This window comes from Coraliomargarita sinensis, from assembly GCF_003185655.1.
GTDB classification, from domain to species: Bacteria; Verrucomicrobiota; Verrucomicrobiia; order Opitutales; family Coraliomargaritaceae; genus Coraliomargarita_B; species Coraliomargarita_B sinensis.
Map to the genome: position 1 here is coordinate 472446 of NZ_QHJQ01000001.1, position 15576 is coordinate 488021.

At 55.8% G+C, this 15576-nt stretch carries 8 protein-coding genes; 6 read left to right on the forward strand and 2 right to left on the reverse strand.

The features are described from left to right. The first annotated feature begins 72 nt into the window (after positions 1-72). From recJ to DDZ13_RS02055, 6 genes are all read left to right on the forward strand, one after another. Positions 73-1779, forward strand: a complete 1707-nt coding sequence (recJ, locus tag DDZ13_RS02030) for a single-stranded-DNA-specific exonuclease RecJ (RefSeq protein WP_110129751.1) — start codon at positions 73-75, stop codon at positions 1777-1779. A 14-nt stretch (positions 1780-1793) separates the two neighbouring features. After that, a complete protein-coding gene (locus DDZ13_RS02035; RefSeq protein WP_110129752.1) occupies positions 1794-2552 on the forward strand; it encodes a pyridoxine 5'-phosphate synthase in 759 nt (252 codons plus the stop codon). 30 nt (positions 2553-2582) lie between these two features. Continuing rightward, positions 2583-4199 carry an NAD(P)H-hydrate dehydratase gene (locus tag DDZ13_RS02040; RefSeq protein WP_110129753.1) on the forward strand — a complete coding sequence of 539 codons (1617 nt, stop codon included), beginning with the start codon at positions 2583-2585 and terminating at the stop codon, positions 4197-4199. Between the two features lie 25 nt (positions 4200-4224). Further along, the gene (dprA, locus tag DDZ13_RS02045; protein WP_110129754.1) at positions 4225-5328 is read left to right on the forward strand and encodes a DNA-processing protein DprA; all 1104 of its coding nucleotides are present in this window, start codon (positions 4225-4227) and stop codon (positions 5326-5328) included. Between the two features lie 44 nt (positions 5329-5372). Then, positions 5373-5891: a glycine cleavage system transcriptional repressor gene (locus tag DDZ13_RS02050; RefSeq protein ID WP_110129755.1), complete on the forward strand. Its 519-nt coding sequence runs from the start codon at positions 5373-5375 to the stop codon at positions 5889-5891. A gap of 268 nt (positions 5892-6159) precedes the next feature. Further along, a complete protein-coding gene (locus DDZ13_RS02055; RefSeq protein WP_158279748.1) occupies positions 6160-11004 on the forward strand; it encodes a CheR family methyltransferase in 4845 nt (1614 codons plus the stop codon). 13 nt (positions 11005-11017) lie between these two features. On the opposite strand, the gene DDZ13_RS02060 is transcribed toward DDZ13_RS02055, so the two are convergent. Next, a complete protein-coding gene (locus DDZ13_RS02060; RefSeq protein WP_110129757.1) occupies positions 11018-11830 on the reverse strand; it encodes an SGNH/GDSL hydrolase family protein in 813 nt (270 codons plus the stop codon). Between the two features lie 41 nt (positions 11831-11871). Then, positions 11872-15576 carry a DNA polymerase III subunit alpha gene (dnaE, locus tag DDZ13_RS02065; protein ID WP_110129758.1) on the reverse strand — a complete coding sequence of 1235 codons (3705 nt, stop codon included), beginning with the start codon at positions 15574-15576 and terminating at the stop codon, positions 11872-11874.

The following is a 15576-nucleotide window of genomic DNA, read 5'->3' on the forward strand; positions in this document are numbered from 1 at the left end:
GACGGTTCGGGAACGAACCGTCATTCTTGTTTAACGGCAGCTGGATCGGCTGCTGAATTCTGCTTCTCAAATATGCAATGGACGACCCCCGATACGGACGAAGCTCTCGCTGAAGAATTGGCGCAGGGTCTTAGAGTGTCGAAGACCTGCGGGCAGTTGCTGGCGCAGTTGGGCTTTCGTTCCAAGGAATCGGCCGAGGATTTTCTTCGCCCACGCCTGGCCCATCTGGATGACCCTTTCGCTTTGACGAATCTTGAAGCGGCTGCCGACCGGATTGTCGCGGCTGTCAACCGCGCCGAGGATGTGGTGGTTTTCGGCGACTACGATGTGGATGGGATCACCAGCACGGTACAGCTAGTCGGGATGCTTCGCAGGCTCGGCCTGGAACCGCGCTTTTGTGTGCCCCGTCGTTTGGAGGAAGGCTACGGTCTCAGCCGCGAAGCGATGGAGCGCGTGTTTGACGGTCGATTCCCGCAACTCTTTATCGCCCTTGATTGCGGCACGAATGCGCACGAGCCGATTGCCTACCTTGCGGATCAGGGGATCGATGTGATCGTGATCGACCATCACCAGGCGAAGGAGGAACCCGCTGGCGCATGCACCATGGTCAACCCTCATGTCCACGATACGGAAGATGCGCCCTGGCGGCACCTCTGTACTGCCGGTCTGGTTTTTAAGCTCCTGCACGGACTGCTGCGTAAATTGCGCGAGGCGGACGACCCACGGGTCGAAACCATCCAGCTGAAAGACACGCTTGATTTGGTGGCGCTCGGCACCATCGCCGACCTGGTTCCGCTGCACCGCGAGAATCGTATTCTTTCCTGGTATGGGCTGCACCACCTGCGGGCCAACGGCCGCGTCGGTGTTCGTGCGCTGGCGGAAGTGAGCGGTATCGACGGGGCTCAGGAAATGAGCAGTGCCGATATTTCCTTTAAGCTCGGCCCGCGAATTAACGCCTGCGGACGCCTGGCCGATGCTTCGCGGCCGATTGAATTACTCCTGGGTAAAAATGCGGATACCTGCCGTGAAGTTGCGAAGGAACTGGATGCTTTGAACAAGGAGCGGCAGAGTATCGAGCGTGGGATTACGCAGGTCGCCGAGGCTCGGGCCGGCGAGGAATTTGCCGACCTGCCCGGTGTTATTCTTTACGACAAGGATTGGCACCCGGGAGTCGTCGGGATTGTGGCCAGCCGCGTGAGCCGCCACCTGCACAAACCCTGTGTTATTCTGGGTGCCGAAGGCGATATGGCCAAGGGCTCCGGGCGTAGTGTGGCCAATGTCGATCTGGTCGAAGTCTTCCACCGTTGCTCGCATTTGCTCGACCATTGGGGCGGCCACCCGATGGCCGCCGGTGTCTCTCTTAAAGCGGAAAACGTCGAGGACTTTACCCGTTGTTTCAACGATAGTCTGCTGGCGTTGCACCCGGATGGCTTGCCCGAGGCATCGCTGGCGGTCTCCGCCTGGTTGGATCCGGATGATCTCAACATTGCACTACTTGAGGAGCTGGCCCGCCTGCATCCATTCGGGCAGGGGAATCCGGAGCCGGTGTTTGGCCTCCAGGGGGTGTGTCTGGATGAGGCGCCCATTACTTTCGGGCAAAATAATTTCCGCTTTCGCTTGCCGGACGGCTCGTCCCGGGGCATCGCCGGGATCGCCTGGAACCTGGGCGAACCGCCCGAAGCCGGCCAGCCGATTAACATGGCCCTGCGATTTGCCTGGAACCACTGGCGTGGAAAACGCTATCCGCAGGTGACCCTGATTGACTGGAAGAATTCTTAGTCTAAATTTACCTTATGACAGACTCATCCCGCTCGATTTTACTCGGTGTCAACGTCGACCACTGCGCGACCGTCCGGCAGGCGCGCTATCGCAGTCACGCCCTTGATCACGGCGACGAGGTCGAGCCTGACCCGGTAGCGTTCGCGCTGGCCTGTGAGGCAGCAGGCGCCGATGGAATTACCATGCATCTCCGTGAGGACCGGCGCCATGTGCAGGATTCGGATGTGCAACGGGTCCGGGAGCAGATCGGAACCCGTCTGAATTTGGAAATGGCCTGCACACCGGAGATGATCGAATATGCCCTCCAGCTGAAGCCGGACTCGGTCTGCCTGGTGCCGGAGAGCCGCGAGGAGATCACGACCGAAGGAGGGCTGGACGTCATCGGGCAAAAGGGGCGTGTCGGTGAAGTGGTCGCGGCGATGACTCAGGCCGGTATCACAACGAGCCTGTTTATCGATCCCGATCCGGCGCAAATTGAAGCGGCGGCTGAATTAAAGAGCCCCTGGGTGGAACTGCATACCGGGGCCTACGCCAACGCCTACTACCATGAAGGTCGTGCCCGCGAATTGGAAATTCTGCGGTCCGGCGCGGAACTGGCTCATGACCTTGGCCTGATCGTCAATGCCGGGCATGGGATCAACTACATAAATATTTCCGAAGTGGTCACGCTCCCCCATCTACACGAGTTGAATATTGGACATTCCATTATCAGTCGTGCGCTCTTCGTTGGCATCGAGCAGGCGACCAAGGAAATGAAGGCCTTTTTATTGTAAAAGCGGCACTCTCTCACCATACCCCAAGTCATGAACATTCCGTCCTTTGCTCATCCCGTTTTAAGCTGTGCTGATGCCAAGCAGTATGAGTCGAAACTCATGACGGACGATGCCGCGGAATGGGCGGCTATGCAAAAGGCAGGGGCGGGCATCTCGAGGTGTATCATGCGGGATTACCAGGAGCTGCGCCCGCTGCCCGATCATATGCGGATATTGGCTCTTGTGGGGAAAGGGCACAACGGAGGCGATGCCTTGTTGGCCTGTGGCGAGCTTTTGGCCCACTTTCCCCGTGCCCGGGTGGACTTGATTCTGACTGCATCCCCGGATGACCTTAAGCCCTTATGCGCTCGTGCGCTCAAAGGACTTGAAGGTCGCGTCAAACGCCACCGCTTCGAGGTAGAATCCGTCGAGCAAGGCCATGATTTGTTGGATTCGATTTCGGAGGGGCGTGGTTTTCATATCTGCCTCGACGGCTTGCTTGGGATGGATTTCCGGCCACCGCTGCGAAGTCCGCTCGATGTATTGATTCAGGCGGTGAACGATTACGATGCCATCGATCTACGTGCTGCGGTGGACTTGCCTTCCGGGGCAGGTGATGAAGCATCGGAGTTAAAATTTGAGGCCGACTTCAGCTACGCCACAGGGATTGCAAAAAAGCCGCTATTTGAAGGGATTGCAAATTGCGGGCGCGTTCGCTACCTCGACCTGGGGTTTTATAACCATCCGGAAGCAGAAGCGCTCGATGGTGCTGAATATGTTCTCACGCCCCGGATCTTGAAGCCTCTCAATAAACTGCGTCCTGCTTCCGTGGACAAACGCAAGTTCGGGCATCTCTTTATTGTCGGAGGTTCCGCCTACATGCCCGGAGCGCTGCTGATGTCGGTTCAAGCTGCTGTGCGCTCCGGTGTGGGCCTGGTCACCGCCTTTGCGCCAGAATCAGTTGCGGCGGCTCTTTCCGCACAGGTGCCGGAGGCGATGTGGGTGCCCTGGCCGGAGACGAGTAATGGTACGCTCAATCCCCGCGCGATTCCTCTTTTGATGGATCGTATCAGCATGGCCAGTGCCGTTTTGGTGGGGCCCGGATTGGGGCATGATCGTAATACCGAACTTTTGGCCCAGGACATGGCAACTAAAGTGGAGCTGCCTGTGGTTTTTGATGCAGATGGTCTGCGCTCAAGGGTGGTTGAAATCGCTCAAAAGCGTAAGAGTAGTTATGGGAAAATCGTGGTCACGCCGCATATGGGTGAATTCATGCGCATCGCCAAGATTACGGAACCGGATTACGATCCTGAGACGCTGCTTTCCTTTTCCAGAATTTATAACGTCATCACGCTGCTCAAAGGTGCAAACACCAGAATCTGTGATGGCGAAACCATACTCTATAATACGACCGGCGGGCCTGTGCTCTCAAGGGGTGGGAGCGGAGATTTGTTGTCGGGACTAATCGCCGGCATGATCGCACAGAATAACAGCGATGAAATGACGGCAGTGGCACGTGGGGCCATGTTGCACGGACTGGCAGCCCAGCGCTTGGCGCGGGCAAGAGGTCAGATTATGGTCAATACGACCCAGTTGCTCGACTATCTTCCGGATGTCTTGCGGTCACTCGACGTGAATTCCCGCACACGAGGATTAGGGTTGAGCTAACGTCCAAATCGTTGAGGCTGGCAGGGTGTCGGGTGACCTTTCTAGTAACGATGCTCTAATTATACTCAACGGGCTGCCGCATGTCGGTCCGGTCATGCTCCGCCATTTGATGGATGAGTTTGCCAACGATCCGGTTGCGGTGCTCACGGGGGACAAGTCGAAGCTGCTCCGGGTGAAGGGTGTGGGGGAGAAAGCCGCCGATGTTCTCATCAACTGGCCGACGTATTTCGATCTGGAGAAAGAGAAACAAAAAATGGCGACCTCGGGTATTCGGTTCGTCGACCGATGGCATCCGGACTATCCCGATTCGCTTGGCGAGCTCTACGATCCGCCAATCGGCCTGTATGTGAAAGGGGAATACACCGTCGATCGTCCTTGCGTGGCCATCGTCGGTACAAGGCGTGCCACGCTTTACGGGCGGAAAGTGGCCAAGCGCTTCGGCGCCGAGCTGGCCCGAATGGGATTTTGTGTGGTCAGTGGCATGGCCCGTGGCACGGACACCGCCGCCCACGAAGGTGCTCTTGAGGCCGGGGGACCGACGGTCGCGGTATTTGGCTGTGGTATGGATATTATCTATCCGCCGGAGAATTTGGAATTGTCGCGCGAGATCATGGCGAAAGGCGCACTTTTGAGTGAGTTCCCTTTTGGCCGTCGGGCGGACCGCCAGACGTTTCCCATGCGGAACCGGGTGGTGGCCGGCATGTGCGAGGCAGTCATTGTGGTGGAGAGTGCCGTCGCCGGTGGCAGCATGATAACAGCTCGTTTTGCTGGTGAGCAGGGGCGCCAGGTCATGGCCGTGCCGGGACGTATCGACCAGTCAAGCAGCGAGGGCTGCCATCAACTGATTCGTGATGGTGCGACCATGGTGACCTCGGTCGACCATGTGCTCGAGGAACTACGCTACCGCCGTCCGGAACAGATGGAAGCCTCCTTTGAGCCGGCTGCGCCAGATTTGGACGAACGGGAAAGCACTTTGATGGAGCTCTTCGCAGGCGGAGAAGTGCTTGCGCCGGACCAGATCGCGGATCGCTTGCAATGGGCCTATCCCGAAGTTGCGGCAATATTGATGGGCCTGGAAATCAAACGTCTCGTATGCAAGCGCTCGGATGGTGTCTATGAAGGCACATGAGTCCAGCCTTGCTCTGCCGAGGTCTTTTTTTCTAATATTCAAGCATGGACTCAATATTGGTAGTGACGATCAGCGGAGCGGATCGTGCGGGTCTGGTCGAGCGACTGGCGAGTGTTATCGCTGAACACTCCGGAAATTGGGAGCACTGTCGTATGGCTCACCTGGCAGACCGTTTTGTCGGCCTACTGCAAATTCGTGTCAGCGGGGTGAACCAGCAAGATCTTGAGTCGGCCCTGCGGATGATTGACGGGCTGGACGTGATGCTCGCTGCGACCAAGGGGGAAGCCGAAGAACTAACCGCCGCGCAGCCGGGGTTGCGTCTGGAGCTTCTGGGCAGTGACCACCCCGGTATCGTCCGCGATGTATTTGCCGCCCTGGCCAAGGCCAATGTGAACGTTGAAGAACTACACACCTCCACTGAAGCTGCCCCGGATTCCGGTGGCATGCTCTTCCGTGCGAATGCCCGCCTTGCGCCGCAGTCGGACTTGGACCAACAAGCCCTGCAAGCCGCTTTGTCGGATATCGCCATGGATCTGATGGTCGACCTTAAGCTGAGCGAGTGAACCAACGCTAACTGCGCGGTTTCAAATCTACCGTTCAATCATATCCAAAATGATGAGAGTCTTGTTCAAAGCCGCCGGGCGTTTCGGTCGCTCTGTTGTAAGGCGTTATAACAAAGTTTCAAAGGGTGTGAAATTAATGTAAAACTAAATGCGGTGCGCTATTATCGGCGTGATAATAATCAGGCCTCAGTGTACGGTGACGGGTAAATATCAGGGATACATTTCCTCAAAGAACACCTACACGCTAGACAGAAGTACCGTATTATTAATGAATCAAAGGCTCACATTGATCGGTGTAGGTGCCTCGGCTGGAGGCTTGGATGCTCTGACAGATTTTTTCAAGGGCGTGCCCAGTAATTGTGAGGCGGCATTTCTTGTCATCCAGCATCTCTCCCCCGATCATGAAAGCAGCATGGACGAGTTGTTGGCGCCTCATGCAAAGCTACCCCTGGTCGAAGCAATTGATGGCATGCAGCTCGATGGGGGCGCGATCTATCTCTGTCCTCCGGGTGTGATTCCAAGGGTCAACGGGCTGGCTCTCAGTCTGGAAGCGCGCCCCAGGGACAAATCGGTCGTCCTGCCGATTAACGTTCTTTTTGAAAGTATGGCCAGGACGCTTGGAGGGGCTGCGGCTGCGGTGGTGCTTTCCGGTACCGGCTCAGACGGCTCCGAAGGTATTTGCAGCATCGAGCAAAGCGGTGGGATCGTTGCGGTCCAGTCGCCGGAAACAGCGGAATTTACCGGGATGCCCCAGAGTGCGATATCGACCGGCCGGCCCCATCTTATCGCGAAAGCGCGCGATCTGTGGACGGAAGTGAGCAGGTATGCGGAAGGTGGGGCGTCCGCAAGTACCGTGCCGCCGGCGAGATTAACCAGTGATGATCAACCGACACCTTTTGATGCTGCTGATTACGCCGATGTTTTCAATTACCTGGAAAATCGCTTTGGTTTGAATTTTTCGTATTATCGAATCAACAGCGTCAGCCGTCGTCTGAATCGACGCATGGACCTGTTGTCGGTGCCGGATATACAAGAATACCTCAAGTATTTGAAAAGTAACGACAACGAGGCCGATTGTTTATACAAAGATCTTCTGATCGGTGTCACCGAATTTTTCCGCGATTCAGAGAGCTTCGCGACCTTAAGCCTGGAAGCGATTAAACATGCCATGAAAGCCGAGCCGGAACGCGAACTGCGGATCTGGTCTGCAGGCTGTGCCACTGGGCAGGAAGCCTATTCGCTCTTTATCCTCGCGGACGAGGCTAGGCGGGAAGTCGGTTTCGTCGGCAGGGTTACAGTCTTTGCCACTGATGTATTCAAGCCATCAGTCGATTTTGCGGCCAAGGGCTTGTATTCCAGAAGCCAACTGGGCGGATTGAGTCATGAGCAACTAGAACACTACTTTCAAATTTTTGATTCCGGACATTACAAAATAAGATCCTTCGTCCGGGAAAATATTGTTTTCGCTGAACATAACTTCCTCACGGACCCTCCCTTTACGAATATGGATGTGGTTAGTTGCCGGAACGTGCTCATTTACCTGAACCCGGAGACTCAGGAAGCCGCGTTGAGCGCATTCGTGTATTCGCTGCGCGATAATGGTTATCTGTTTCTCGGCGGTAGCGAGAGTTTGGGCAAGTTCGAAGGGTCCTTTAAGCCGGTCTCCAACAAAGCGAAGGTTTTTCAAAAATACGGCAGCCAACTGGATGCCAACCGCTGGCCGAAAAACAAAGTCCCCGCAGTAAGGAAAGTCAGGCAACCGCTGACCAACACGATCGGAGCATCCGTCACGATCAACCGTGACTTGCTGGGCGCATATGATTCGCTTTTGGAGCGCTTTGCTCCCTGTGGTTTTCTAATTAATTCCGACCAGGAAGTGCTGCACTATTTCGGGGATGCCTCGGATTTCTGTGTCAACGTGGCCGGCCGGGCCACTCTGGGCCTTTTGGAACAGTTGGATAAAGATTTGAAGCTCTCTGTGTCCGCTTTGCTGAATCTCGTACAGAAAAGAAAGCGACGAGCGGCATCGAGATCGATTCGTTGCCGGGATCGGCTGGGAAGCTGTGTCGTGGATATCGCGATCGAGCCGTTGCGGGACCAAAAAGGCGAGGTTCGGAACTTCCTGATTGAGATTCAACGCAATCAGGATGAGCAAGTGGAAGAAGGTGCTGCCCGGGAGACAAGCGCGGATGCCGGATTGGAAAGCCTTCCGCCCAATGCCGAGCAACAAATAAAACTGCTTGAGGATGAACTGAAGGCGACACGTGAGAACCTGGAAGCGGCTAACGAAGAATTGCAGGTTTCCAATGAGGAGTTACAGGCAGTTAATGAAGAACTCCATGTTTCCAATGAGGAGTTGCAAAGCACGAATGAAGAACTCCATTCGCTGAACGAGGAGCTGACCACGCTCAACGCCGAATATCAGCGCAAGAACCAGGAACTGGTGGAGGTGAATACCTCACATGAGAATTTGCTGCAAAGCACGGAGGACGGCGTGCTCTACGTGGATCGTGAGATGCGCATCCGACAGTTTAATCGAGCGATCAAAACAGCGTTCTCTCTGGTCCCGGCGGATGTGGGTCGCCCATTGCGCGATATCGCGTACCAAATGGAGGATGCCCATCCACTACTTGAGGACGTGAAGTCGGTCCTTGAAGCCGGTAAGCGGGTGGAGAGGGAAACAGACTATATCAACGGACGTCTATATCTGAAGCGCATGTATCCCTTTCGTGCGGAAGGAGGTGCTGTCGACGGGGTGTTATTGACTTTTACCGACGTGACAGAACTCAGACGGTTGGAAAAGCGTTTTGAATTTGCGCTGGAGTCAGCAAAGCTCTCCTGGTGGGATTGGAATCTGAAAACAGGTCAGGTAAGTGTTACTTCGGGCGGGAAATGCATCCTCGGTAATGACTGTTTGCGCCAACCGCGGGACCGGGAAGGTTGGATGAAACTTGTGCACCCCGATGACCGGGATCTCGTTACCCAAGCGCTGGACGACTGCCTTGAAGGCCGTACGAAGGAGTGGAGCTGTGAGCACCGTTTTGGAACCGATGCCAGTGGTTGGCTCTGGGTGCACAACCAGGGGATCGTGACGCAGTGGGATCGGGGAGGTCGCGTCGTTGAAATGATGGGAACAACGGCGAACGTGGATTCCTACAAAAGAGCTCTGATGGAGGCGCGTAACCAGCAGGCGATCCTAGAAGCGACCGATGAGATTTCCAAGGTGGGTGCGTGGGACTACAACCCGGAAACAGAGGAAGTCATCTGGTCGCAGGAGATACGTAAAATTCTGGAGGTTGGCGACGACTTCGTGCCGTCTGCAGAAAAGACTTATAACATGGTGCGCCCTGCTGATCGGGAATTGCTCGTAGGAGCATTCGAGAGAATCACCCGGGACGGCACTCCGTATGACTTGCAACTCCACTTTAAGTCGGCGAAGGGCCGTGAGCTGCTCTGCCGCTCGGCCGGGCGCGCCCGTTTTGATGACAACGGTAGGATTGTCCGCGTCGTCGGCATTTTTCAGGACATTACGGAACTGACCATGATTGAGGAAGAGCTCGAGGCCTTTTTTGATCTATCGCCGGACTTCCAGGCAACCCTTGCCATGGATGGAACATTTAAAATTTGGAATCCGCCTTGGGAGACAAAGTTGGGCTACTCCCCGGGCGAACTCTCTAGTATGCATCTTAGTGAAATGGTTGTAGATGCAGATCGGGAAGCCTTCATCAAGGTATTGGAATCGGCTGTCCGTGGTTCACTCATTACAAGCTACGAGACACGCGTCCGGATCAAGGGTGACTCCGTTTGTGTCAATGATGCTAAAGAGGCCTGGATGTCATGGAGCTTTTCCTCCGCGCCGGATCTTTCGCTTATTTTTGTTTCTGCGCGATGTGTCACTGAGCAGAAGGAGGCGCAGCAGGCCCTGCAGGAAGCACGCGTAAGGGCAGAGGAAGCCAACCGTGCCAAGAGCGATTTTCTCGCCGTGATGAGTCACGAGTTGCGCACGCCACTAAACCCGATTCTTGGTTTCACCGACATGTTGATCGAGGAGGCCGAGACGGATGAGCAGAAAGAAATCCTGCAGACGATTGTAAGTAGCGGGACCCACATGCTTTCGTTGATTAACGAAATACTGGACTACAGTAAGATTGATGCCGGCAAATCGACCCTGGACCCCGTGGAATTCTCGCTGGAGGATTTTGTTGCGCAGAAGGTGAGCCTGATGTCGGGGCAAATCAAGGATGAGTCGATAGAGTTGACGCACTCAATCGATTGGGGGCCTGTCGACGCTTCCAGAGTACCAAGCTTTATCGGTGATATCAGTATGCTCAGGCAAATTTGCCGCAACCTGGTTTCTAATGCGATTAAGTTTACTCCGAAGGGGAAGGTGAACTTGAATGTTGCTGTTCAGCGACTGGAGGGAGAGTTGGCTTATGTACGATTTGATGTTAGCGACACCGGAATTGGTATCGCGAAAAGTGACCTCTCCAAGCTTTTCAAACCATTTACACAAGTGCAGTCGGGCACGACTCGGGAATACGGCGGGACGGGCTTAGGCCTGGCAATCTGCAAAAGGCTTGTGGACTTGATGGACGGTTCTATCTCCGTTGAGAGTGAAGAAGGGGTCGGCTCGACTTTTACTTTCACGCTCCCCTTGGTCCTGCGCTACAACAAAGATCCTGTTGCTGACGCGAAAAAAAAGACCTCCTCCACAAGCAATACAAACGACAAAAAATTTAAAGGAAGTATCCTTCTGGTTGAGGATAATGAATCGAATGCTTTTTACATCAAGGCTCTGGTGGGTGCACGTGGAGCAGATGTCGAATTAGCCACGCAAGGTGAGGCGGCTCTGGAAGAACTGCGTGAGCGATCTTTTGATTTGGTTCTTTTGGACCTGCATATGCCCGGTATCGGCGGGCTGGAAACCCTCAAGCGGATCAGGTCCTCTGAGCGAAGTCGTACACGAAATCTGCCAGTTTGGGTATTGACCGCAGATGCTTCAACAAAGGCAAAGCAGGATTCTCACGAATACGGAGCTGACGGCCTTCTGGTCAAACCGGTGACCCCGACCGATGTTTACGAGGTCTTGGGAAAATACCTTGAGGAGGTATAATCTGGTCCCGGGTTTATTTCAGCCAGCGCTCCTCGGCCTTTTTGATCTTCAACTCACTCATGCCGAATGCCCTCAGCACGCCTTTGGCCATCATGATGTTGCCGAGCTTATTCATGTGGCAACCGTCGGTGGTGAGCTTGTTCTTGAGGTCGCCACCGTAGAAATACTTGCCGAAATTGCGTGGCTTGCCCGGCACGTCCGGGAGCTCCTTGAGCGCGGCCTGCATGTCGGCGTTGAGGTCGGCAAGGAGGCAGTCCTTCTCTTCGGCTATTTCACGCAGGAATTCATTATAAGGGATGAGCATCTGGTTGAGCTCCTTGCTTTGGTCTTCTCCGATCATGGTGGAGGTCAGAATCATGACCTTGATCCCCGCTGACTGAGCGCGGTCGATGATCTCGGTAATATTCTCTTTATACTCCGGCAGCGGGATGCCCTCGAAGGTGCGGTCGCCCAGGACAAGTTTAAAGTGCCAGACATCGTTAACGCCGCAACTCAGGGTCATCCAGTCGGGGTTTTTGGAAATCACCGCCTGATCGAGGCGATTGAGCATGTTGCTGGATTTGTTGCCCGATTTTCCGGCGGCGATTTTGGTCACGTTCAGCCCTTCATGGTTGAGGGCTTCGATCACGAGGTTGACGTAGCCGTTCTTCCGGTTGTGCCCTGCCTGCGTAATAGAGTCCCCCATGAAGGCGATGCTCTCGCCGCCTTCGAGAGCCATGTTTGCTGCCTGAGCTTGTTGGCTAGCAAGGGATGTTAAGACTATCGAGAGGAGGGAAAGGGTTTGGCGCAGCCGTGGCATCATGTGGTTGGTTTTGTCCTGCTTCATGTTATTTGTGGGCTTTGGGATGTCGTAAAAATCAGTCGGCGTTAGCTGGCACGCTTGGCTTTCTGCCAGGGCCGGCGGTCGTCGATGGTGGGAGTGGCAACTGACTCGATACGGACACCGGCAAGTGCCGGGTGTTTCCGCAGCATCTTATAATTACTGCTGTTAATCGTAAAAGTAAGGGACTGGGCGGTCTGCGCTTCGACGACTTGATCATCGATGAGAAAACTCAAATTGACCCGGGTGGAGCCGTATTCGCCGTCAATGGTCTCACGGAGGAGTTCGATGAAGTCGGCGGCCTGTTTGTGCGGATAGAGAATGAAATTGATCCGCTGAATGATTTTCGGAATCGAACTTTCGAGCTCATAGACTTCGTGTGCGGCCAGGCTCATCTCCCCATTGCGGCGACCGATCAAACCATGAATGAGGCAGAGCTTGCCGTCTTCCAAACGCGCGCCGTTTTTCTCGTAAGGATCGGGGAACATGATCATCTCGTAGCTCTGGGTGCGGGTCGCGAGATGGAAGACCGCCATCTGGCGGCTGTCTTTGCGGGTATACTTGATCGCGAGACCGCTGACGATGCCGGCGAGTCGAAAGCTGGTGCGGTCGTCGAAGTTGGAAAGCTCGTCGGGACTTTGGAACGAGTCGATCGCAAGATCCAGCCCGGTGTAAGCATCCATGGGGTGCCCGGAAATATAAAAGCCGAGCAATTCTTTCTCGTAGCCCAGCTTTTCCGTCATGGGCATGGCAGGCACGTGACTCGGGTGGTTCTCTGGTTTGTCTTCGTCGATCACGCCGGAGTCGGGCTCGAGCAGGGTGCCGAAGAGGTTGGCCTGCCCCGCCTCGCGGTCGCGGCGCAGGCTTTCCGCCTCGGCCAGTTCGGCGTCGAGGTCGTGAAGCAGCGTGGCCCGGTCGGTGCCGAGAGAGTCGAATGCCCCTGTCTTGATCAGCGCTTCCATCACGCGGCGGTTAACATTCTTGTCGGACTGACGGGTGATGAAGTCGCGAAAGGATTCATAAGGCCCTTCTTTCTCTCGCTCTTCGATGATGACCTGTGCGGCACCTTCGCCCACGCCTTTGATTGATGCCATGCCGAAGCGGATGCTGCCTCCTGTGCCGTCTTCGATCACAGGCGTGAAATTAGAGCCGGACTCATTGACATCGGGGCTGAGCACCGGGACGCCCATGGCATTACACTCTTCGAGGAAGTGGGAAATTTTATCGGCATTGCCCTGTTCCGAGGTCAGCACGGCGGCCATGAACTCGACCGGGTAGTTGGCTTTGAGATAGGCCGTCCGGTAACTGAGCATCGCGTAGGCGGCGGAGTGCGACTTATTGAAGCCGTACTGGGCGAACTTTTCCAGCAGGGCGAAGATCGACTCAGCGGTGCTGCGGTCGATGTCGTTGGTCTCCTTGGCCCCCTTGATAAAGACATCCTTCTGGGCGTCCATGACCTCTTTGATCTTCTTACCCATCGCCCGCCGCAGGATATCCGCATCACCCAGCGTGTAGCCGGCGATGATCTGGGCAGCCTGCATGACCTGCTCCTGGTAGACGAGCACGCCGTAGGTTTCCTCTACCAGTTCCTTGAGAAGCGGGTGGGGGACCACTACAGTCGATGGGTCTTTCTTTCCCTCAATAAATTGCGGGATGAACTGCATCGGGCCCGGCCGGTAAAGGGCGATGAGCGCGATGATTTCCTCAAAGCTGCTCAGTCCGATCTGCCGGCAGAGCTGCTGCATCCCGCCGGACTCCAACTGGAAAACGCCGGTGGTGCGCCCCGAATTGAGCAGGTCGTAGGTAGCCTGGTCATCCAGCGTGACCCGCTCAATGTCGAAGTCCGGCAGGTCCCGCGCGGCCCGGACGTTGGCTTGGGCGTCGGAGATCACGGTCAGGGTCTTGAGGCCGAGAAAGTCCATCTTGAGCAGGCCGAGGTCCTCGGAGGGACCCTTGGGATACTGCGTGGTCAGGTCGCCTTCCTGCAAGGTGACCGGAATCAGGTTGGTGATGTCCTGGTCGGCGATGATGACGCCGCAGGCGTGTTTACCCGTATTCCGAATCATGCCCTCGATGACGCGGCCCTGGTCGTAAATGGTTTTGGCGACTCCGTTGCTGCGGACTTCGGTGGCGAGTTCGGGGGATTTTTTGACCGAATCCTCCAACGTGATGTTGAGCTCGTCCGGGATCATCTTGGCCAGCTTGTTGGCTTCGGAGAATTCGATGTCATTCACCCGAGCGAGGTCGCGCACGATCATCTTCGCGCCGAAGGTGCCGAAGGTGATGATGTTGGCGACGCGGTCTTTTCCGTACTTGTCCCGTACGTAATTCACGACTTCATCGCGCCGGCGCATGCAGAAGTCCACGTCGAAGTCCGGTGGCGAGACCCGTTCGAGGTTGAGCATCCGTTCGAAGAGTAGTCCGAAGCTGAGGGGGTCGATGTCAGTGATCTTGAGGACGTATGCGACGATACAGCCCGCGCCCGAACCGCGGCCCGGGCCGACGGGGATGCCCTGCTTTCGGGCCCAGTTGATGAAGTCCCAGACGATGAGGAAGTAGTCGACGAAGCCGGTGCCGGTAATGATGGCGAGCTCGTATTCCAGTTGCTCGCAGTAGCGCTTATCGCTGCCGGATGTGTTTTCCCAGTCCGCGCGGCAGGCATCGTAGTCGGTGCCGTAGCGGTCTTTGAGTCCCTCTTTGCAGAGCTCAAAAAGGTAAAGTCCGTTGGACTTGTGCTTCGCCCGCTCCTCGTCCGTGAGCTCGATCAGCTCCTTGCCGTCGCGCTTCAGCAGGGCGTTTTTCTTATCCACGTAAATGTCGAGCACGCGGTCAAAATTGGCCTCGTCGTTATTAAAGCTGATCTCGATGGGGCGCTCATAGACCGGGTAGTGGTCTTCGCCGAAAGGAAGCTTCACCTCGCACATCTCAGCCACGGCGGAGGTGTTGATGATCGACTCGGGCACCTCTTTGAAAGCGAGCTCCATTTCGTCGCGGGACTTCAGATAGAACTGCTGGGCGTCATAGCGCATGCGCTTCTCGTCCCGGACTTTTGCCCCGGTTTGAATGCAAAGCAGCGAGTCGTGCGGTTCCCAGTCACTGTTGTTGACGTAGTGCACGTCGTTGGTGGCGACAATCTTGAGGTCAAATTCCGTGGCCAGCTTGATCAGGTCGGGAATGATGCGGCGCTGCTCCTCAATCCCGTGATCCATGATCTCGATGATAAAGAATTCCTTGCCGAAAATATCGACGAACTTTGCACAGGCGTCGCGGGCCTTCTCATATTCGCCCTCCAGCAAATACTGCGGGATGACCGCGGCCAGGCAGCCGGAAAACCCGATCAGGCCTTCGGAGTGCTCGACGAGGGTTTTCAGGTCGGTCCGCGGATTGCGGTAGAAGCCTTGGGTGTGGGCCTTGGAGACGATCTTGCAGAGGTTTTGGTAGCCCTTGAAGTTGCGGGCGAGCAGGCCCATGTGCCGGGACTTCTGCTTGGCGCGCTCCTCGTTGGTGGTGGCCAGTTCCTCCTCGTAGACGAGATAAATCTCACAGCCCAGGAGCGGTTTGATGCCGTGCTTTTCCGCCTGCTTGAAGAAGCTGGTCAGCCCGTAAAGGACGCCGTGGTCGGTGATCGAGAGGGCCTTCATCCCGAGTTCCGCCGCCCGCTGGCAGAGGCGGTCCGTCCGGCTGCATCCATCCAAAAGACTGTGGTCGGTATGGACGTGGAGATGGACGAATTCGGTATCTTTGGCAGGCAT

Bases quoted from the DNA above. Each gene is read 5' to 3' on its own strand.
- recJ (WP_110129751.1), top strand. From the start codon at position 73: ATGCAATGGACGACCCCCGATACGGACGAAGCTCTCGCTGAAGAATTG.
- DDZ13_RS02035 (WP_110129752.1), top strand. From the start codon at position 1,794: ATGACAGACTCATCCCGCTCGATTTTACTCGGTGTCAACGTCGACCAC.
- DDZ13_RS02040 (WP_110129753.1), top strand. From the start codon at position 2,583: ATGAACATTCCGTCCTTTGCTCATCCCGTTTTAAGCTGTGCTGATGCC.
- DDZ13_RS02050 (WP_110129755.1), top strand. From the start codon at position 5,373: ATGGACTCAATATTGGTAGTGACGATCAGCGGAGCGGATCGTGCGGGT.
- DDZ13_RS02055 (WP_158279748.1), top strand. From the start codon at position 6,160: ATGAATCAAAGGCTCACATTGATCGGTGTAGGTGCCTCGGCTGGAGGC.
- DDZ13_RS02060 (WP_110129757.1), bottom strand. From the start codon at position 11,830: ATGAAGCAGGACAAAACCAACCACATGATGCCACGGCTGCGCCAAACC.
- dnaE (WP_110129758.1), bottom strand. From the start codon at position 15,576: ATGCCTGCCAAAGATACCGAATTCGTCCATCTCCACGTCCATACCGAC.